Raw genomic sequence first — 19824 nt, 5'->3', positions numbered from 1 at the left:
TTAAAATATAATGACACCATCAGAAAAATATGTAGCAGATTTATGTGAAAAATCTTTTTTACCATTTTGGAGTTTTCCCAACCCTTTAGGCAAGAAGGACAAAGAATTATGCGATGTGCTCGTTGTATGCGGTAGCACAATCCTTTTGATTTCTGTTAAAGATATACAAGTATCTAGCCACAAAGATAAAAGCATCCAATACTCAAGATGGGTTAAAAAGGCTGTGGACGATTCAATTCAACAGCTTTATGGAGCAGAAAGATTCTTGAAAAATGTTGATGACGTAACATTAAAGAATCGGACCACGAAGGTTGCTCTACCAGATAAAAATGAACGAACCATTTATAGAATCGCTATTGCTTTTGGAAGTGATTATGATTTTCCATTGCCTATGGGAATGAATAATAAGGGTTTTGTACACATATTTGATGAACAATCAACAGCTACTATTATCAGTGAACTTGACACAATAACAGATTTTACAAGATATCTAACAGCAAAAGAAAAATTTCTTAGTTCAAATCATATGTTACTTCCAGAGGAAACGGATTTCTTTGCTCTTTATATTCAGACAGGACTTGAGTTCGATTATCCAGTAGATTCAATTGCTGGTTCTGGTGGGCTTTGGGAAAGTTACATTAAGTCAGAAGATTATAGTGATTGGAGAAAAAGAATTGCACCTAGTTTTATTTGGGATTATATGATAAACCAATTACACGCTTATCACATAAAAGATGAAACAAATGATCAGCAAATTCAAGATTTAGAAAATGCAATCCGAATAATAAATCTAGAGGACAGGATAAATAGAACTGAATTAGGTTTAGCTCTTGATGATGCTATTAAAAAAAAGTCAATTGGTAGAATGCTTCTCCCACAGCCAGGTGCCAATCATATGTATGTATTTATGCCTCTAACACAAAAAAATTGGGAAGGGAAAGAGAGAGAATTAGAGTTGAGATGCATTGTCGCTCGATACTTAAACCCATCTGTAATTACAGTTATTGGACTAGCTTTTGGATCCAACGGAAAGGATGAGAGCGTCTATGATATTTGTTACCACTACATTCCTGAGGTTTCTGATGATTTTGTTAAGCACGCTAAAGAGATTCAAAAAGAACTTGGATATTTCAAAAATTCTTTACAATCTAGTAATTCTGATTATTCATTGAAAGATTTTGATGGATTTGGAATTAATAAACAATAATTTCAGGTTTAGATTTAGCTAATCTGTATTAGTGTACTGTGTTTTAACTAAAAACACTTCCATTATTTAAAATACCGTTCAGCACATTGCCCCTCCATTCCGCGAAAAGCTACATTTCGGCAAAAAAGCTTCCCTAAAAAGTCTTGGACACCATCCACAATTTCTCCTTTCCATTCCGTTGACCCTTCCCGATGCTCTGGGAAGGAACACTGCATTCCCATCCGAAATCGTGAACGAAGTCCGCCCCATCGGAATTCCATTTAATCATTTGGTGCCACTTCCTATGTATTGGTACTTCACAAAAGCCTTTAGGTCTACTCCCGCACCCTCACTGTCCCTCCCTTTTTTTGATAGCAAAATACCAACATTTGGAAGTTGAACGGATTGCATAAGCCAGTCGTGCCTCTTTTTTATAAATCCTTATCAATTCCAAATATTGAAACTGTATCAGCAACAAAAAAAGGTAACAGCGAGGGCGCTATGGGAAGTAAATCTAAAATGAATCTTATGAAATCATACAAAACATCAAAAAGGAAGCGGCACCAAAAAAAACAAAAAAGGAAAACGCTCAAGATATAATAAGTAAATCACTTCAAAAAAATAGAAACGCAAACTGTCTGAATGGTTCAGATAGCATTATTAATCTTTAAATATTTTATTATGAGTACTTTAAAAAATCACGTACAGTTAATCGGAAACGTTGGACAGGAACCAACCATTACCAACCTTGAAAGCGGAAAAAAAGTAGCCCGTTTATCAATCGCTACCAATGAACACTACAAAAACAACAAGGGCGAAAAAGTACAGTCCACCGACTGGCACACCGTTGTAGCTTGGGGCAAGACAGCCGAGATTATCGAAAATTATGTAGGTAAAGGAAAAGAAATAGCCCTAACGGGAAAACTACGAACACGAAGCTATACCACCGAAGAGGGAAACCAACGCTATGTAACCGAGGTGGAAGCCAATGAAATCCTATTACTAGGAAGCAAAAACAATTAATTCTAAAAAGCAAAGAGGGCGTCATCGTCGAAAGTTTCGCCCTCTTTTAATTATTAACCTTCTAAATAAGCTAATAATGAAAAGCAAAGTTAATGAAATAGCCATAAGTTACAGCGGAAGCACCAAAGCAAATTTACTTCCCAAGATCACCTGTTCCCAAAGTGCGGCAGATTTAGCCTATAGCCATTGGAACAAAGAAACAATCGAACTACACGAAACCTTTAAAATACTATTGCTCAATAATGCCAATAAGGTAAAAGGGATTTATGAGGTTTCCAACGGGGGGATTACCGGCACTTTAGTAGATGTGCGCATCTTATTTGCCGTACTCTTAAAGAGTCTCACTACCGCAGTAATTTTATTACATAACCATCCGAGTGGAACCTTAAAACCAAGTGAAGCGGATAAACGCCTGACCCAAAAAATTAAAAAAGCAGGAGAGTTACTTGATATTAAAGTTCTAGACCATTTGATAATTTCTCCCGATGGCGACTATTACAGTTTTGCAGATAACGGAATCCTTTAAAATCACGCTTATGATTTATCTAAATTTTACCGACTTGAGCGAAGAGACTCAAAACCGACTTTTGGAGAATTCTAAAAAGGATGTGGAACGAAAATTTGGGGAGGACATCCGCAAATACGTAAGGGAAAATTATACTTGTTTTGAAACGATGATAGAAGAAGAAGCATTACGGAATTTGTATTCCTATACGTTTGTATTCAATATCTGATTTTCTAAACTTTATAGTCAAGTCAAGCACCTCTGAATTTTTGGAGGTGTTTTTTTGCTTGATTAATTCCAATTCAATAAAAATCACTATCTTTATTTCGCTGAAATTCAGCATTCAATTTTACGTAGGGTTATCCATTTTTTGACTTTCGCCGATAACCGTACCTATCGAAAAATCACATAACAGGAAATTATTTCCCTGAAACTGGCAATTGGCTTTTAGCCAAATTGTACGGAATTTTGTCCCGCTGGGCGGGACGAAAAGGAGTAGCAAGAGGGTAACACGCGATGCGATGTTTAGTACTCCTTTTGATTTTCAAATATCTGATATTCAGTAATTTGTAAAAAGACAAAATTCTCGACCTCCTACAATTTGCGACAAATGCCCTGTGAACGCCCATTTTTAGGGAAGGATTTGCGACAAATCGGCGAATTATGGATTCATTTATCGGCATCAGGTTCAAAAAGGAAACGGCAAAACGTTTTCAGGAATTTTCAAGAACACACTTCAAATCACACACCGAAGCATTGGAAACAATGCTCAACTTTTTCTTCTACAATGAGATCTCCCCAAAAGAAAAATTAGGGCCTACCGGAAGAACAATAGAAGCGAAACTTTTAAAAAGGATTAATGCCGTTATCGCCATAATGCGGGACGTGGAAAAGACACAAACCAAACCGACTGCGGCAATGATTCAATCACTGTTTGAAATAGAAGAACCCAAAAAGAAACCCTTGATTGTGGAAAAGAAATATGCCGAAGAACAACCTAAAGTAAGGTTTCAGGAAAAGCAAAATCATCATAACGAACACTAAATTTTTGAGCTATGTACATCACGATCACACCTCAAAAACTGGGAGGCAATTATTCACAAAGTTCAGGCGATTTTGTGGGTTACCTGGAAAAAGAAAACGAAGGCTTGGAGCCTTCTGAAATGGAAGATTTTTTCAATCAATATGATGATCAGATTTCCGCTGAAGAAGTCGTCAAAGAAATTGATGGCAACGCTGCTAAACTCAAAAAGACCGAACCCAAATTTTATTCCATTACGGTCAGCCCTTCCAAATACGAACTGAACCGATTACAGAATAGTAGCGAAGATTTAAAAAGATACACCCGGGAACTGATGAAGGATTATGTGGCATCGTTCAACCGTGAAATCAACGGACGACCTATTCGTATTGAAGATATTAAGTATTATGCAAAAATAGAACACCAGCGTAGTTTTAAAGGGACCGATTGGCAGATTAAAGAAAACCAGCCTTATGCTACTCAAATCCTTCAGCTTAAAAATGAGATCCGACAATTGAAAGCACAAAGTAGGGAAGGGGAAATTAAATCCCTGCAACGAGGGATCTCCAAATTAGAAAGGGAAGCGCCCCATCAGCAGGATGGAAAGCGTATCGTTCAGGGAATGCCAAAATCCGGAAAACAAAGCCATATCCATATCATCGTAAGCCGAAAGGATGCCTCCAATACCTTTAGCCTTTCCCCGGGGAGCAAGCATAAGGCATCGGAAGTCGAGATGCACGGGAAGAAAGTAAAACGAGGCTTTGACCGTGATGGGTTTTTCCAGCGGGCGGAGAAGACTTTTGATAAAACTTTTGGCTATCAACGGAACTTCGCTGAGACCTACAAAGCTCGAAAGGATTTCATTAAAAACCCGAAAGCCTATTTTGCATCGCTGATGAAACTGCCCACCAATGAAAAAGCGATTGCCTTTAAAATGATAAAAGAAAGTGGTGTTCCGATGCTGCCCAGCATTCCGGTTTCTCAAGCGCAATTAGCAATGAAAGCTTTTAACCGCCTACGCCGCGGCGTGGAAGTAGCTATCAAATCAAGTTCCATAGGTATTTAATTTAATTCTAATAGTATGTTTGTAGATCATCTCTTTACCGTTCTTTCCATCATAGGGCTGACCAGTGCGTTGTTTTTTGGTGGGTATAAGATATCCAACTATGCATTTTGGGTAAACAACCTGTTATTGTTTGCATTGTCTTATTGTTTACAATCTTCCAATAATTTGATTTTGGTATTGTTAAATGTGGTCTGTCCGCTTTTGCTAATCAACACGGCATTGTATGTTTTCCTGCATAAAAGGGAAAACTCAAAAAATAGTGACCATAGGTATCAGGTTGATTTTGCCACAACCAACGGAAGTTTCAAACTGGACAATATTAAACGTGGGGCATCCATCATCGGTTCTGCGGGAAGCGGAAAAACCGAAAGTGTGGTCTATGGATTCCTAAAACATTTCCAAAAAGAAGGTTTTTGTGGAATTATTCACGATTATAAGGATTTTGAACTGACGGAAATGGCGTATCCACTTTTTAAGGATGGGGATATTCCGTTTAAGGTGATTTCCTTTGATAAAATAATCCATCGGGTTAATCCCATTGCTCCACGCTATTTAGAGAATGAGGAAAGTGTGAATGAGGTTTCACGGGTACTTATCGAGAACCTATTGGAGCAAAGGGAAGCTGGCACCACCGGAACTACTAAATTTTTCAATGATGCTGCGGAAGGATTAATTGGTGGACTCATTTGGAAACTGAAAACGACCTATCCCCAATTCTGTACCCTTCCACATTTAATTTCTATTTATCAATATCTGGACACCGACAGCCTGATACAGTTTTTGGAAACAAATACCACCTCACGGGCTATGGCAGATGCATTTATTAGTGGTAAGGATTCGGAACGGCAGACCGCTGGGGTAAAAAGTACCTTGGCCAATGCACTCAAGCGTATCAGTACGCAACGGATCTTTATTGCGTTGTCGGCAGATGAAGTGCCGCTTAATATCAATAGTAAAGAAAATCCTGCGGTAATTTCAATCGTCAATAATCCCAAGTTTGAAAGCTCGTATTCTCCGGTGATTGCTACCATTGTCCATACCATTACCAAACAAATGAGCGTACGGAATTCCAACCCTTCATTCCTGTTAATGGAAGAAGCGCCGACTATTCGATTATTGAATATGCATCGTATTCCGGCAACATTGCGGAGCTATAATATTTCTACGGTCTATGTGATGCAGGATAAGATCCAGAACGATATGATGTATGGAGATAAGGCAAGCAAGGCGATATTGAGCAATCTTTCCTATCAGTTTTTTGGAAAGGTCAACGACCCGGACACCGCAAAATATTATGAACGTTTTTTTGAAATCATTAAAGACCCGACTAAAAGTATAAGCCGTGGCCATAACCTCGATTTTGATACCCGTATAACCACAGGGGAAAAGGAAATTCCAAAAATCAGGGCGGATGTTTTCTTTCGTTTAAAGCAGGGGGAGTTTATTACTTATGCAGATGGGACTGACAAAAAAGTGCAGTTTAAATTAGCAAAGATTCAAAGGGGTTTACCAGAGAATTTAAAGCAGTTTTCTCAAACTGATCTGGAGACTAATTTTGAGCGGATTTATGAGGAGGCAAGATCGATTTTCAACTGTTAATATTACTAGAATCCAAATTATTAAACCTTTACCTATCTGAAAATTGATTAAATAAACTGATAATAAGCAAAAAGTGTGGAATTAGTTAAATATATTTGTGAATTCAAATAAAATTTGTATATGCGATTTTATCTTTGAAAACTAATTTAACTAGATGGATCTTAAAGAATTACATAAAAATATTGGAACTGCAAAGGATAATAGGAATAATCCAATACACGATTGGTATAGATTTACGGCAGGATTTTCATATAAATTAGTTCAGAAAATAATAGAATTGGAAGAACTAGGAGATAAAGACTGTATATATGAATGTTTTGCAGGGTGTGGGACAACATTAGTTTCTGCTCAGAAAAATGGTATTCCTGCTGTAGGTAATGAAGGTCAAGAATTATTATACAATGTAATAAAAGCAAAATTGGATTGGTCTGTAAACATAAATTCCTTGAAGCAGTTTATGTTGAAAATAGAGTTGTCTATAGAAAATGGAACCTACGAAAAGCCTTACCACCAACTGCTTAAAACGCTTTACACAGATAGCAACTTATTTCAATTATATTATATTAGAGATTTCATTACTGATAGTAAACTGGAAAATAATTGTAAAGTTTTTTTAAACTTAGCATTAACCCAAACATTACATAAAGTAAGTATTCATCCTATTGCAATCCCTTATATATCAAGAAGTAAAATGTTAAGTGGTAATCTTACTGCTTATGATACTTTCAAAAATACTGTTTTTAAAATGATAGAGGATTTAGCAACAGTAGATGGGATGAGTAATTGTACGAATATTTATAGACACGACTCTCGCAAGAGAAATGAAAAAATTGAAACTGATAGCTGTTCAATATCAATTACTTCTCCGCCGTATTTAAATAATTTAGATTATGGAGAGGTTTCTAAGGTTTGTTCTCATTTTTTCGGTTATACCAATGACTGGAATGAAATTACTGAAAAGGTTAGAAAGGAATTGGTGACAGGCGCTACAACACATTACAAAGAATCCGAATTCGATTTGGAACAGTGGAAAAGTAGTGATTTTTATATTAAAAATAAAAGTATCATTGATAAACTATTACCCGATATTAAAAAAATTGAAGAAATTAGTAAAACTAGAAAGGGAAGGAAAAGTTTTCATATCCTTGCCTTGTATTACTTTCAAGATATGTACAAAGTATTTTTAGAAATGCGACGAGTTTTGAAAGAAGGTAGTAAGGCATATTTGGTTTTAGGAGATTCGGCACCATACGGTATTTTTATAGATACAACTAAAATTTTGGGAGAAATTGCTAAGAATTGCGGTTTTAAAGGTTATGAAATAATTAAAATTAGAGAAAGAGGCACTAAGTGGCAGTCACTTACTTATAGACATAATATTAAATTGTCAGAAAACATATTGATACTTGATTAAAAGATTACCTAATATTAGCTTATTTCCCGAGGAAGTTTTACCATTTCTTACTGATAAAGAAGTATATCAGTATTATAATAAAGGATGGTCATTTTCAAATATCTACTATTTAAAACCCATAAGGGATATTTATCTTATAATAAAAAAAAATAAAACTGAAGATTTAAATAATAAGTTTATAAGGTATGAATATCTTAAAATAACTAAAGATCTAAGCAAAGAATGGTCTGAAAGAAAAATATTAGAATATGTCAATGCAATAAAAAATTTTGGACTCATTGATGGAAATTATAAAGTCCAGAAAAATATTTTCATTAATTCTGCTTTAGGAAATGAATTATCCGATGAAGATTTGCAAGATTTCAAAGACATATTTTTTGAGTTTTTTAGGTTTAAAGAGATAGCCACTTGGTATCTAATTTCCGATTCTAAAAAACAATTAGATATTAATGAGGTAACTATTCCGGACTTAATAGAAAAGTCCCGTCTTATGTATGCTATAAAGGAAGATAAATTTTTTAATAAATTCTTATTCTCTCTAGAGGATGTGTCGAAAGTATATGTGATTCCTCCAAAAGACTCTCATCTAATGCGGTTTATTGAAGTTTTTTATAAATGGGGTACAACACTTAACTTCATTGAAAAATTTAATCTAAATTCAGTAAATATTAAAACTTTTGAAAATAGAGAAATCACTTGTACTTACTTTATAAGGCCTTTCAAGAATTTCGATTTAATGAAGTTTATTCAAAAGCATTTCCAGTATCAAAGACAAATTTCTTTACCAGAACTAATTTTTAGTATATGTCAAAATTTTCACTATGCAGTAGATGAGATAAAATCTTTTCTAATTAATGAAATTCAATTCAATGATAAATTTACTTATGAAAGAACGTCAGCGGTATTTATCGTTAAAGGCAAGAATAAAAGTGAACAAATAAAATCGGCTACATATCTATATCCATTAATAGATAATAGTTATGTGTCACATATTATAGTAAGAAAATGAGTATAGACGTAAATAAAATTTTGAAAGATAGAGCTCAACAGTCTCAAAAAGACCGTTATTCTAAGTTCGGACTTAAATCCAATCCCTTTCCTAAATCTGGAACTGCAAATATCAACGAATCATCTGATCAAACAGTCGCACTTGCTCCAATAGATGAAAAAGTACATAAAGAAATTGTTAATTATATTGCTGATTCGCTATATGCAAGTTCTAAAAAAGATCAAAAATTAATTGGAACGATAACGGGAGATTATGGTACAGGGAAAACTCAATTATTATTATATGCAAAATCAATAATTCAGAACGAAAGTAAAAAAGCTTTTGCTATTTACATTAATAATCCTGGAACAAATTTACCGCAACTTATAGGATCTATAATTGAAAAAATCGGGCAGGAGCAATTTAAAAAATATCTTTGGACTCAGGTTCTTGATGAAATTAAAAAACCAAAGAATACATATAAAGCTGATCTTGAAAAGTTCCTCGCAAGTCCTCAAGGTGATATGTTCGGAAAATCTAATGATCCATTTTCTATTGAAAATGAAGCTAACCATAAAGCTTTTTTGGATGCATTTATCAAGCAAATAAATAGCAGGTCGAAGAGGGCTGAATTGAATAATACATTAAAACATATAATTCTAAGTATACTAGAAGAAAGGAATCAAGATGCGGTTATAGCCGATTACTTCTATAATTTAATCTCTGAAGATTTCGGTATAAGTAAAACTTGGGAAACGATAACATCAGGGAGTGGTAAATACCTAAACAACAAAGTAGTTAAATTACTTAATGCAATCATTGATATTGTACAGGAGCAGGGTTTTGAAAGATTTTATTTATTAGTTGATGAATTTGAAGATATTACCTCAGGGCGTTTAACAAAAAAAGAGAGTGATACTTATGCATACAATCTAAGAGCTTTAATTGATAAGGAAAGAAGGTGGTGTCTTTTAATCGCTTTGACCCGTACAGCCTTAGAGGATATCCAAAAAATTTCACCTCCTCTTGCTGATCGTCTTACTGATCGGGAGATTAATATAGAAAGATTATCTACTGCACAAATGAAAATTTTAGTATTAAACTATCTTAACTTAAGTAGAGAAAATAGTGATTCGCTCACTCCTTTTACTGAAGAAGCAATTCAAATGGTGAATAAGATTACAGGAGAATTGCCAAGATTAGCTCTTCGAAAACTTTACTTTTTATTAGAAAGAGCAGCTGACTCTGAATCTATTAACGAGATAGATGTGAAATTTGTAGAAGCTAATCTTCAGTAATATTATGTCAAACCAACCTTATGTAGATCCAGTTTTCAAAATTAAAATTGCGGTAGATACTCAATTATTAGCATACCTAATAGATGATAGTTATCCGAGTTTTACGAGATTTTTTAAAAACCTTACTAACTCTCCTTTTGTAGATATTGTGTGTTCAAGATTTGTCACTTATGAATATATTGGAATTAGGAAGTTAGAACACTATCTGAGAACACTCTATAAATCCACAAAAGGGAATATGAATTTTAGTTCTGCTCTTAAATATCGCAATGAATTTAAGGCTCCAGAACTAGACTATTCGGAATGCTACTCTGATATCAAAAATACTATTGAGGAAGAATTGAAAAAGCTCAATGATGATTTCGAGATTATTTATGATGAAAACATTTTACATCAAGCACTTTGGCTTCCACATCAAGATTTAGTGTTGTCATCACGTCTTTCTAAAGAAGATAGCTTAGTTCTACTGTCCAGTGTTTATCCACAAGAATTTTTAAAAGAGGAACATACTATTTTTCTGACTAACGATGACCAATTTTATAAAGCTTTTTGTGGAGGTGGAAATTATAGAATGTCCTCAATTGATGATGTCTTTCAAGATAATGATTTAACACTCCCAGAAACTTCAAATATTAAAAAAATCAAAAGCCCAAGTGGAGCTACTACACATAATCTAACAGGAGATATTGAAGACGATGTTATCGATGATTTTGCCCAAGATTTTATTTTTAATGAAATAGCAAAAAAGAATAAAAAATTACTGCTAGGTACTACGATACGTTGTGAATGTAGTGAAGTACTTAAGAAAAAATTATTATGCTTTGATTTAGCTGATGATGTTGAACTTCCAGAAGAAATATATTCGGTAATATTATATAGAACCGATTCTGCTATAAATATTTATATTCATCATACAGCTTTAACTAATTTTCATCAAGGAGATAAGATTAACGACTTCCCATATAAGGCAACAGAAGACCCGAAATCTAAACAAATAACATTAAAACTATCAAATGAAGAGGGAAGTGATTTGAAAGAAAGTTTAATGGATGAAATAACTAAAAAAGACAATTTAGTCTTCATACATCCAGATAACATTTGATAATACTGCTTGTTAGGATACTATATTGTAATAGTGAAAATTTTGCAAGTTTTAGCGATAGCCTATCATAGGACTACTTTCTCAAAAACGGTCCTGTATCTTTCGGCCCATTATGTGTAACCTTCCATACGCCATCTTCCTTGACTAATTTAAAAATACCGGGTTTGGGGTCGTAGGATGTTGAATATTTAATCCAGGTTACCGTACCTTCTTTTTGTTCATCCACGACCTTAAAATGAGGTTCGGAATTTTTATCCTCGGTAAACATTTCTTGTATACTGGAAAGATTTGCATACCCGGATTCTGTAGTATATTCCTTTAAAGTTGTCTTATCACCGTGATAAAAACTTTTAGCGACGATTTTAGCGGTTTCTGAAGGAAATAAATCTTGTTTTCTGGTACAAGAGAGAAATAATACTACTAACGAAAAAACGGCTATTTTTTTCATAATGATGTTAATCTGGGTTATTGATGAATCTATGCGATATCTTTAATTTTAAGTTTCGTTCCCCGTTCTTTTCATTGAGCTCAAAAACCGTTCTTCGGTCATTGCTTATCGAAAATTTTGGCAGTACATAAATCAATCTCACAGTTTCGTTTTCTTTTACTTTTGAAGGTAAATCATATTTAAAAACCGGTTCTTGATAAAGCCGTTGTAAAGATTTCTTTTTGCCCTTTTTTCTTGTTTCTACCGATAATTTCAGAAAATTGAGGTCATAATCCAACGAAGATTTATTTTCAATCTGAATCACGAAATACAGCTCCTTCTTGTCAAAAACAATATTCTCTACACGCAATACGATACCCTCATTCCTTTTTTTGAGTCGGCCAATGCGTTGTTTTCGATCAATTAGATAAGAACAAAATTTATTGTAATAATAGGTTTTGTTATCTATTGTGTCTTCACGTTTGACAATAGTAGTTGAATCAGCAACAATAGGCTTTTCATTACCGATGCTTTTAGATGACGGTATAAAGTAATTCAGCCGATCCAGCTTTTTCCTATACTTTACAATATACGAAAAAACAGCACCGTTTTTGTTGACTACCAAAAGATTGCTTTCTTTTCCGGGCTTTGCCTGAAGCAATCCGAAATATTGCCCTTTCTCACGATTATAGGTAAAGACAAAATTTTCAGAGCCTGTTATTCCCTGACGGATCGGTTCTGGGAAGAATAGTGCTACATTTTTTTGATCGTTCGCATAAATGGTATCAAGGTGAAAAGATGTTTGTGCTGTCATCATAACAGTAACAAGCAGGGATAGTGAGATAAAAATTAAATGCTTCATAAAAATAAGTTTTAAGTTTTGTTTTTGAGTCTATAACTTAGGCTTCAGGATGAGCCTGTAATTGTTGAGCACGGTGACCTTAATATTGCGGTTATTACGCTGAAATATCTTTTTGAAACCACTGACCTGTGGTATACCGGCGATATTGATATCATCCACCATATCCCCAATGACCTCGGTGGAAACCTGGGCACGGAAGTTGTTTTCCACATAGATACCCTCACTGCCATCCTGAAGGTCAAAGGCTTTTAAATTCGTTGGATGATGCTTAATATTTTCGATTTCGATCAATACCCGGTTGGGCTGAAAACTGATAAAACCGTAAATAGGCGTATTTTTTGGAAGGTGTTTCCTGTTAATGGTAGCGGCTTTGGACAGGCGCATCCGTAAACGGGAATTGGCTTTGACCACTTGGTCGCCATCCACCACGGCATAAATGAAGTCATCGGTAGTACCAGAAACTGAAATTTCATTTTCTTTCGGATCTGAGGCAAAGAACAATTGATGTTCCAGCCCCATTTCTTTAGCCGCAATTTTTTGTTCCATTTTTATTTCGTGAGAATCAATTACCCTTTCCACTTTGGTTTCAGCTTCGCTAGCACTCATATGCTGATAATTTCTTTGGGAATATTTAATTCTACCTGTGGCGTAGATACTGTCCACGATACGTTCTTTTTCCCGTTCGGGTAGATTTTCATCATAAAAGCCAAGCGAATCGATCAGTTTTTCGTCATAGATGCTGGGCGCATTAGTTTCTCGGACTTCTTTTAGATCGTTAATGGCATCCAGTTTGGAATCATATTCTTTTTGGTCTTCTTCCAGTGCGGGAACCGAAGTTTCCTTAAGGTTTGTAGGTTCACTTTCATCATTACCCATTACCATAATAGAATAGGAAATCAGGAAAATGATCACGACAGCGAATACTGACGCAAAGACTATTTTATTTTTTTCTATCTTCATTATTCAATTTTTTAAGAGATTTTTCGAAATAATCGGTGATGAGTAATCCGTGCGGATTGTTGGGAAAGTTTCGGTCGACGGTCATCAGGTTTCCGGTAGAAATTAATTGATAGGTGTCGATGATCGAACCCCTGTTGATCTCAAAAACAGTAATCGTTTTGAAGGAATAAGTTCCATTTTGTTCTTCGACTTGAGAATCGATACTCAATACTTTTTGAACTAAGGAATATTGTAATAGCCGATTGTAAACACCATCTGCCTTTTTTTGACGATATAAATCATCCACTGTGCTATTGCCCAGCCACAGTGCCTTTTCTAAATTCTTTTCATAATTACTTGCATCAATATTGTAGAAATAATTGTGGAAAAGCTCTAAATGCGCCAAAGTCTCCACTTTAAAATTTTCTTTCTGGCTAACGAGCTTTAAGGGAATGATACTACCATCGGTATTAATGGCAAAAGCATTGTTCAGGGCTTTTTTGTTGATGTTGAATACCATCCAAATGGCAAAAAAGCTGGAGAGTAAGCAGCAGATCACAACGGCTAAAACAATGAACCTATTTGTTTTAAGGATGGCGTAAATATTCTTGTAAGGTGTTTTCATCATAGCTGTTTTAGGCGGTAAATAATCGTAAAGTGAAAGAGGTGGCACGTCGGTACAGTTTGAACTTCAGAAAAACAATAAACCCTATGGTTCCAAGCTGTACCACCGGGGCAAAAAATCCGCTTCCCGTATCGGTACCGAATAGATTTGTCCAAAAGTTGGTATTGATCTCTGTATAGAGTGCATTAACAAAAACATTGACCAAGAAGAACGCCGGCACCAACATATAAACGGCAGCATATAGTTTGAAAAAGGTATAGGCCAGGGAACGGAACTTTTCAAATACGGACAGGCTAATCACCAGCGGAAAAAACGCTTGCATTATACCGAGAAGGAAAAAACGTTCCGCTAAGAACAACGGATAGATAAATAAATCTAGAATCCACAAAATGACCCCTCCAATAAAGGCAAGTATCTTGAATCCGTAAAGCGGGGTAACCAAAGCTTCATAAAGCAATGTCATTGCATTTTTAGCAGCATCTATAAGGTTGACCTCTTCTTCGATAGGAATATCCTGCATCTGCAAGGGGAGCAAAGCAGGAGCGGTGTCCCGATATTGGCTTTCAATGGAAACAAGAATACTGTCAAAAAAGCCCAATACCTGTGTGGAGAATATAACGAGGATAACTACCGCAAAATTCTTGACGAGTTCCCCCGGGCTTAAACCCCAAGTGTAACCGTCTTTGTCAGCCACTCCCTCATTATATTTTTTTAGAATATTAATCAGGAAGAAAAGCACTGCAAGGGTTTTCATTCCGCCAATGGTATACTGGGAGAAATCACTGTCTTGAATGGTCTGAAAAACAGTATCTACATATTCAAGACCAAAACTTAAAATAATTACTGCATTCATAATCAATATTCTGTTTCCCTGTTATTGATTTTATCCTGCATTTTTCGAAAGGAAATAATGTCACGGTAGCGTTTGGTTTTTACCCTAATAGCGGAGACCATTTCCTTCGATTCCATTTCTTTCTGCTTTAATATGGTAGCACGTTCAGCGTCGCTCATTTTTAGGTAATCGCTGGATAAGATTTGATCAATAAAATCCATTGTATCCAAAGAATTTTGAACAATGTTTTCAAAAGATGCTGTGACACGGGAAATTTCTGCCGGCTTGATATACGGGGAGTTTAAGATATCCTGTAAATCATTTTGCATTACGCTAATAAGCCTATGATTGTTTTGCCCAATCTCTTGTACAGCCCTAAGTTGCCGTACCACGTTAGAAACTTTTTCAATCCTTTCTTTTGCCTCTTTGAGGAATTTCACGGACTTGATAAGTTGAGCGGTCTGCTTCCCGGATTCTACAAGTTGTTTTACCAGACTTACAAAATTGGTATTGTCATAAACGGGCATTCCCTGGGCCGTAGCACGGCTGTGCACTATAAAAATCAGGGCTATTGCAACGATTAAAATTTTTGTCTTCATAGTATTATGTTTTAGCGATGAATTCCTTGATAGCTTTTTCCATATCCTGGGTCTTTTTATAAAGGGACATTATGGTCTCATTTTCTTGTCCATCGGTGAGGTAAGCGGCATATACTTCTTTCGGAACTTCCAAGCGGAAAATGTTGCTTTCCTTTCCAATTTTGATAAACATTTCGGTATACTTTCTTTGGCCGGTAAGATTGTTTTTTATAGATTTTAACTGGTTCAGGTCGTGACTGGACAGATTGAGGCGCTTGACCAATTCATCGTAGCCCTTTTCATTGTTCAGGCTATAAATGACCTGTGTATTTTCCAATATGCTTGCAGAGGTGGAATTGTTGGGAAGTTGATTAATGGATTGCAGAATGATGCCGATTGCACCATTTTGTTTTCGGATAGCTTGGTAGTAAAATTCCACACTTTCGAGTACGTTTTCAAACTTCAGTTGCTTGGCGAACTCATCAAAAAGGATGATGCCTTTTTCAGCACGGTTTTTCCAAATGGTTCGTTGAATGGCCGATTTAATCAGCTTGAGCATTACGGAGAGTATTTCTTTATTGTCCTTTACTTCGTCCAGTTCAAATACAATAAGACGCTTATCTTCGATTTTATAAGTCTGGTCTTCGCTGACTTCAAAAAGGAAGCTATATAGACCATCGCCGACGTATTCAGACATTACGTGTAAAAAGCTGGTAACGTTGAAGTAGTCGGGATGGATTTTAAGTTGCCTTAAGAGATCTTTTTGATTGCTCTCAATAAAATTGTAAAAGCCATTCAGTGAGTGATTTTCAGAAACACTATGGTAATAATGGCGTAATATCTTTTTTACGGAAACCGATTGTGCCTTGGTTACCTTTAAATCAGAAGCAAATAGTTCAAAGAGAAATACAGATAAATCCTCCAGGCGTTCCGGGCTTAGGTCATTGGTGTCGCTGATGTAAAATGGATTGATGCCCAAGTTTTTTCCACTTTCATAACGGAGTAAGGTGTACTTCTCAGGATAAAGCTTAGCAAATTTGGTATAGGAACCACCCAAATCAATAATGACCAGGCGAACTCCGCTTTCAAAATACTGGCGCAGAATGTTATTGGCCAAAAAGGATTTCCCTTCACCGGTTGGTGCAAAAATGGCAAAGTTTCGTGCTTTGATGCGTTTTTTTTCCTCGTCCCAGACATCTTTGAGCACAGGTATATTATGTTCCCGGTCATTGAAGATGATTCCAGTAGAATCTGATTTGTAATTGCTGTTATTGATAAGCAGGCAAAGTGCGTGTTTCAGATCCGTTACATACAAATCATTATTGGAGAAATTAGAAGAAAAACCGCAGTAGCTGTTCAGGATATAATTTTTCCGCTCTTCGCCCCGTGGATAGTAGGGAATAATATCAAGCTCTTTAAATTCCGTTTTTATTTTGGAAGCAATTCTATCCAGGTTCCGGGCTTCCCGGTCCCAGAAAATGATGTTTAAGTGTCCGCGTATAATCCGGGCATTATCATCGGCATTGATCTGATCCAGGATGTGCTGGATTTTACCCAGTATCACTTTGTTTTGCGAACCGAAATTGGAGCTTTTGTTAAGCTCTTCCACTTTCTTATCAAGCAACTTGCGCCACTTGTGCTTGTCGTCCAGGTATAGGATTTGGTTAACGATATGGTTTTCGTTTAGCGTAAGCCCTAAACCATCAATAAACCCTTGATGAAATACAAAATCGTCAGAAGTGAATTTATCATTGGTTTTGCTAGTCTGTACACTTTCGCCAAAGCACAGTTCGCTGTTGATGGCCAGGGCATCAAAATAGTTTTCGCCGATGTTGACGTTTTTCTTGTCCAGTATGATATCGGTGTCAAAACCCTCATTGAAGCCATTGAAATACTGTTTAGTTATGATCTCAATCTCCTTAGCATCAAGTGGAATAAATTCAATTTTCCGACTGTTATTGATAAAGGAGACGGAATCATTTACGGCATTTATAAAATGTTGAACATTGTCATCCAATTCCTGTATTATCGTTTTTGAAACCTTGCGGAAAGGATTGACATATTTAGTGTTGTTCAGCGCTTTATTTTTGGTTAGTGTAAAAAAGAGATAGCAGTTGTGATCCATAAATTCGCGACCTTTAAAATGATCGCTAGTAGCTTTTTCCAAAAATGTGGTATTGGGAAGCTCGTCAGCAGTATAATGCTTTTTGAGGTAGACATCTTGCTTGTGGACTACAGTACCAACAGGCAATGATTTCAATGCCTGAAACCAGGCCCCGTGCATATCCTCAAAGTCCTTTTCCGATAAGGAATAAATTTCAGGTAGGTTTCCTTTATAGCATACTACTACATTGCCATTATTGGCAAATAGTATGTTGTTACGGATATCCGCAATGGGCTGATAAGTAGAAAGATTAATCGTGTTCATAATCAAGACCGGAATTTCGTTTGTTACTGATGCTTTTGGGGAAGATTCTTGTCAGCTGAAAAATCTGAGGATTGTTGATGATTCGTATCAGAGCGACATATAGGACTGCATTAAAAACCATTACGCTGATGATCACTCCAAAACTGAACGAGAAAATAATAATGAGCAAAGAAGCTATGATGGATATCATCATCACCGCAAAGAGGGAAAGGGGCAATCCAAAAATGACTGCCCTTTTTCTGATGTTTTTATAGACCTCGAACTTCTTCATAACAGATTTATTAACTTCCAAATGTCGCTTGGCGACTTAGACTACGATTCCAATGAGGTAGGTGAAAATGCCTACTACGGCGCCGGCAATAAGGACAAAGACCAGCACACGGGTAATCCCTTTTTTAAGGTCGGCATTTTCCCCGAAGAAATGGCCGGCATTAAAAAGAAAGCCGATTAAGAAAATGACCCCCAGGATGATGGGGAAAATTGTTCTAATGGTATTGGATACATCATCAACGGAATCTTCAATACCACCAATTTGTGCGAAAAGAGAAGTGGATAGCAGCGAAAGAACGCTGGCCAAATAATATGATTTTTTCATAACGGAACGGTTTAAATTTTTGATTCGTTTTCGTTATGAGAAAAGTAATAATTTACTTATTTAAATACCTGTAAATCAAATAATTGTTAATAAAATATTATTCGGATTGATTTGGATTTCGATGCTGTTATTTAATATCAAATTCTATGGAATTTGGAAGAGAGGTTGTTAATAACTCGAAAATTGAAAATGAAAAAAGTGCTCAAAAACGTCAGTTTTATGATTTTTCTACTCAAAAGTTGCTTGTTTTTGAGTCAGGATTTGGATGCAAAAAAGGTAATTGTAATTGACCCTGGGCACGGTGGAAAAGAATCAGGTGCTATCGGAATAAATGGCATCCAGGAAAAGGATGTGGTATTGGACATTGCTGAAGTTATTTTAAAACTGAATAAGAAGTTGGATGAACCTCTGGATATCTACTTAACTCGATATACTGATACGCTTATTTCATTATGCGATAGGATCACGTTGGCAAAAGCCATAAAGGCGGATTTGTTTTTGTCATTGCATTGTAATCATTCCGATAATCCCAACGCAAGAGGAGTGGAAGCTTACGTGGCTAATCAAAGTTCTGGGTTTTCCGAAGAAGCCATTTGGTTAGCTTTTCAACTACAGGCAGACCTTAACAAGAAACTTGGTTTTGAAAGTAGGGGCGTGAAGTTTGCAGATTTTCAGGTATTGCGGGAAACGATTAATGATTTTCCTTCGGTACTGGTTGAATTGGGATTTTTGAGTAATTGGGATGAAGCACGATATCTGATGAAAGAAAAAAATGTCCTCGCCATTGTGCTGACTATTTTAAAAGGTTTAGAAATTAAAAAATTAGGTTATGATTGAACTGTTTATCGAAATTATCAATAGCATTCAACAACTCACAACTATATACTTTAAAGAGTTTTGGAATTTAATACGATGAAATATTTTGGTTGTTTATATATTAATCGTAATATTGCAATTAACAAATAAGCAATAAAAAAAATGGGATTAGCCAAAACAGAAATGTTTACCGACGAACAAAACGAAATTTCTTTGTTCGCAAAAGTCTTTGGACATCCGGCAAGGATAGCGATCTTAGAATACCTTTTTAAAATCGACCATTGTGTCTGTGGTGATTTGGTCAACGAAATTGGACTTGCCCAGCCGACCATTTCACAACACCTAAAAGAATTGAAGCATTTAGGCTTAATTAAAGGGAATGTGGAAGGGACAAGTGTATGCTATTGTATCAACACTGAAAATTGGGTCAAAATGAAAGAAGTTATGATTCGTTTTTTAGATCAGGACATTCCAAAACCAGATTGTTGTTAAAAAAATTTAAACATATTAATCGTATAAT

Annotated in this window: 23 protein-coding genes; 14 read left to right on the top strand and 9 right to left on the bottom strand. The window is 35.7% G+C overall.

The features are described 5' to 3' along the window. Positions 1–10: 10 nt before the first annotated feature. Positions 11–1207 (top strand): hypothetical protein, encoded by a 1197-nt coding sequence (locus tag L1967_RS10025; RefSeq protein WP_249601501.1) that lies wholly within the window; start codon positions 11–13, stop codon positions 1205–1207. Between the two features lie 62 nt (positions 1208–1269). On the opposite strand, the gene L1967_RS10020 is transcribed toward L1967_RS10025, so the two are convergent. Beyond that, positions 1270–1467: a hypothetical protein gene (locus L1967_RS10020; RefSeq protein WP_228249455.1), complete on the bottom strand. Its 198-nt coding sequence runs from the start codon at positions 1465–1467 to the stop codon at positions 1270–1272. Positions 1468–1867: 400 nt separating this feature from the next. Here L1967_RS10020 and L1967_RS10015 point away from each other — a divergent pair, with 400 nt between their 5' ends. The 10 genes from L1967_RS10015 (at position 1868) to L1967_RS09970 (ending at position 11202) form a co-directional block, all read left to right on the top strand. Beyond that, positions 1868–2209, top strand: a complete 342-nt coding sequence (locus L1967_RS10015) for a single-stranded DNA-binding protein (RefSeq protein WP_228249456.1) — start codon at positions 1868–1870, stop codon at positions 2207–2209. Positions 2210–2285: 76 nt separating this feature from the next. Beyond that, the gene (locus L1967_RS10010) at positions 2286–2735 is read left to right on the top strand and encodes a JAB domain-containing protein (RefSeq protein ID WP_225573241.1); all 450 of its coding nucleotides are present in this window, start codon (positions 2286–2288) and stop codon (positions 2733–2735) included. 10 nt (positions 2736–2745) lie between these two features. Continuing rightward, entirely contained in the window at positions 2746–2943 is a 198-nt protein-coding gene (locus L1967_RS10005) for a hypothetical protein (protein WP_228249457.1), read from the top strand. 434 nt (positions 2944–3377) lie between these two features. Further along, complete coding sequence (locus L1967_RS10000) at positions 3378–3758, top strand: BfmA/BtgA family mobilization protein (protein ID WP_249601500.1); 381 nt, start codon at positions 3378–3380, stop codon at positions 3756–3758. A gap of 11 nt (positions 3759–3769) precedes the next feature. Further along, complete coding sequence (gene mobB / locus L1967_RS09995) at positions 3770–4801, top strand: MobB family relaxase (RefSeq protein ID WP_249601499.1); 1032 nt, start codon at positions 3770–3772, stop codon at positions 4799–4801. A 15-nt stretch (positions 4802–4816) separates the two neighbouring features. Then, positions 4817–6400 carry a type IV secretory system conjugative DNA transfer family protein gene (locus L1967_RS09990; RefSeq protein ID WP_249601498.1) on the top strand — a complete coding sequence of 528 codons (1584 nt, stop codon included), beginning with the start codon at positions 4817–4819 and terminating at the stop codon, positions 6398–6400. A 154-nt stretch (positions 6401–6554) separates the two neighbouring features. Then, positions 6555–7814 (top strand): methyltransferase, encoded by a 1260-nt coding sequence (locus tag L1967_RS09985; protein ID WP_225573236.1) that lies wholly within the window; start codon positions 6555–6557, stop codon positions 7812–7814. Continuing rightward, positions 7807–8823 carry a hypothetical protein gene (locus tag L1967_RS09980; RefSeq protein ID WP_225573235.1) on the top strand — a complete coding sequence of 339 codons (1017 nt, stop codon included), beginning with the start codon at positions 7807–7809 and terminating at the stop codon, positions 8821–8823. The genes L1967_RS09985 and L1967_RS09980 overlap by 8 nt, the downstream gene beginning before the upstream one ends. Continuing rightward, complete coding sequence (locus L1967_RS09975; protein ID WP_225573234.1) at positions 8820–10100, top strand: BREX system ATP-binding domain-containing protein; 1281 nt, start codon at positions 8820–8822, stop codon at positions 10098–10100. Before L1967_RS09980 ends, L1967_RS09975 begins: the two co-directional genes overlap by 4 nt. A 4-nt stretch (positions 10101–10104) precedes the next feature. Then, the gene (locus L1967_RS09970) at positions 10105–11202 is read left to right on the top strand and encodes a hypothetical protein (RefSeq protein WP_225573233.1); all 1098 of its coding nucleotides are present in this window, start codon (positions 10105–10107) and stop codon (positions 11200–11202) included. Positions 11203–11275: 73 nt separating this feature from the next. Here L1967_RS09970 and L1967_RS09965 read toward each other — a convergent pair whose 3' ends face one another. From L1967_RS09965 to L1967_RS09935, 7 genes are read right to left on the bottom strand one after another with little or no spacing between them, the layout of a single operon-like run. After that, a complete protein-coding gene (locus L1967_RS09965; protein ID WP_225573232.1) occupies positions 11276–11650 on the bottom strand; it encodes a hypothetical protein in 375 nt (124 codons plus the stop codon). Positions 11651–11657: 7 nt separating this feature from the next. Beyond that, complete coding sequence (locus L1967_RS09960) at positions 11658–12491, bottom strand: DUF4138 domain-containing protein (RefSeq protein WP_225573231.1); 834 nt, start codon at positions 12489–12491, stop codon at positions 11658–11660. Between the two features lie 30 nt (positions 12492–12521). Next, positions 12522–13451 (bottom strand): conjugative transposon protein TraM, encoded by a 930-nt coding sequence (gene traM, locus L1967_RS09955; RefSeq protein WP_225573230.1) that lies wholly within the window; start codon positions 13449–13451, stop codon positions 12522–12524. Next, on the bottom strand, positions 13432–14055 hold the full coding sequence (locus L1967_RS09950; RefSeq protein ID WP_225574128.1) for a conjugal transfer protein TraK: 624 nt from the start codon (positions 14053–14055) through the stop codon (positions 13432–13434). Before L1967_RS09950 ends, traM begins: the two co-directional genes overlap by 20 nt. A gap of 10 nt (positions 14056–14065) precedes the next feature. Further along, entirely contained in the window at positions 14066–14908 is an 843-nt protein-coding gene (locus tag L1967_RS09945) for a hypothetical protein (RefSeq protein WP_225573229.1), read from the bottom strand. 2 nt (positions 14909–14910) lie between these two features. Further along, positions 14911–15486, bottom strand: a complete 576-nt coding sequence (locus L1967_RS09940) for a conjugal transfer protein (protein WP_225573228.1) — start codon at positions 15484–15486, stop codon at positions 14911–14913. 4 nt (positions 15487–15490) lie between these two features. Further along, the gene (locus tag L1967_RS09935) at positions 15491–17893 is read right to left on the bottom strand and encodes a TraG family conjugative transposon ATPase (RefSeq protein WP_249601497.1); all 2403 of its coding nucleotides are present in this window, start codon (positions 17891–17893) and stop codon (positions 15491–15493) included. A 77-nt stretch (positions 17894–17970) separates the two neighbouring features. On the opposite strand from L1967_RS09935, the gene L1967_RS22395 reads away from it, so the two are divergent. Further along, positions 17971–18147: a hypothetical protein gene (locus L1967_RS22395; protein ID WP_317197737.1), complete on the top strand. Its 177-nt coding sequence runs from the start codon at positions 17971–17973 to the stop codon at positions 18145–18147. Between the two features lie 53 nt (positions 18148–18200). Here L1967_RS22395 and L1967_RS09925 read toward each other — a convergent pair whose 3' ends face one another. Beyond that, a complete protein-coding gene (locus L1967_RS09925) occupies positions 18201–18488 on the bottom strand; it encodes a hypothetical protein (protein WP_225573225.1) in 288 nt (95 codons plus the stop codon). A gap of 189 nt (positions 18489–18677) precedes the next feature. On the opposite strand from L1967_RS09925, the gene L1967_RS09920 reads away from it, so the two are divergent. Together L1967_RS09920 and L1967_RS09915 are read left to right on the top strand one after the other, a co-directional pair. Then, positions 18678–19325, top strand: coding sequence for an N-acetylmuramoyl-L-alanine amidase family protein (locus L1967_RS09920; protein WP_225573224.1), 648 nt, complete (start codon positions 18678–18680; stop codon positions 19323–19325). Positions 19326–19466: 141 nt separating this feature from the next. Then, positions 19467–19796: an ArsR/SmtB family transcription factor gene (locus L1967_RS09915; RefSeq protein WP_225573223.1), complete on the top strand. Its 330-nt coding sequence runs from the start codon at positions 19467–19469 to the stop codon at positions 19794–19796. Positions 19797–19824: the final 28 nt, after the last annotated feature.

Origin of the sequence: Zunongwangia pacifica, from assembly GCF_023499215.1 — a bacterium.
GTDB classification, from domain to species: Bacteria; Bacteroidota; Bacteroidia; order Flavobacteriales; family Flavobacteriaceae; genus Zunongwangia; species Zunongwangia pacifica.
This window is presented reverse-complemented; position numbering and strand designations above follow the sequence as displayed.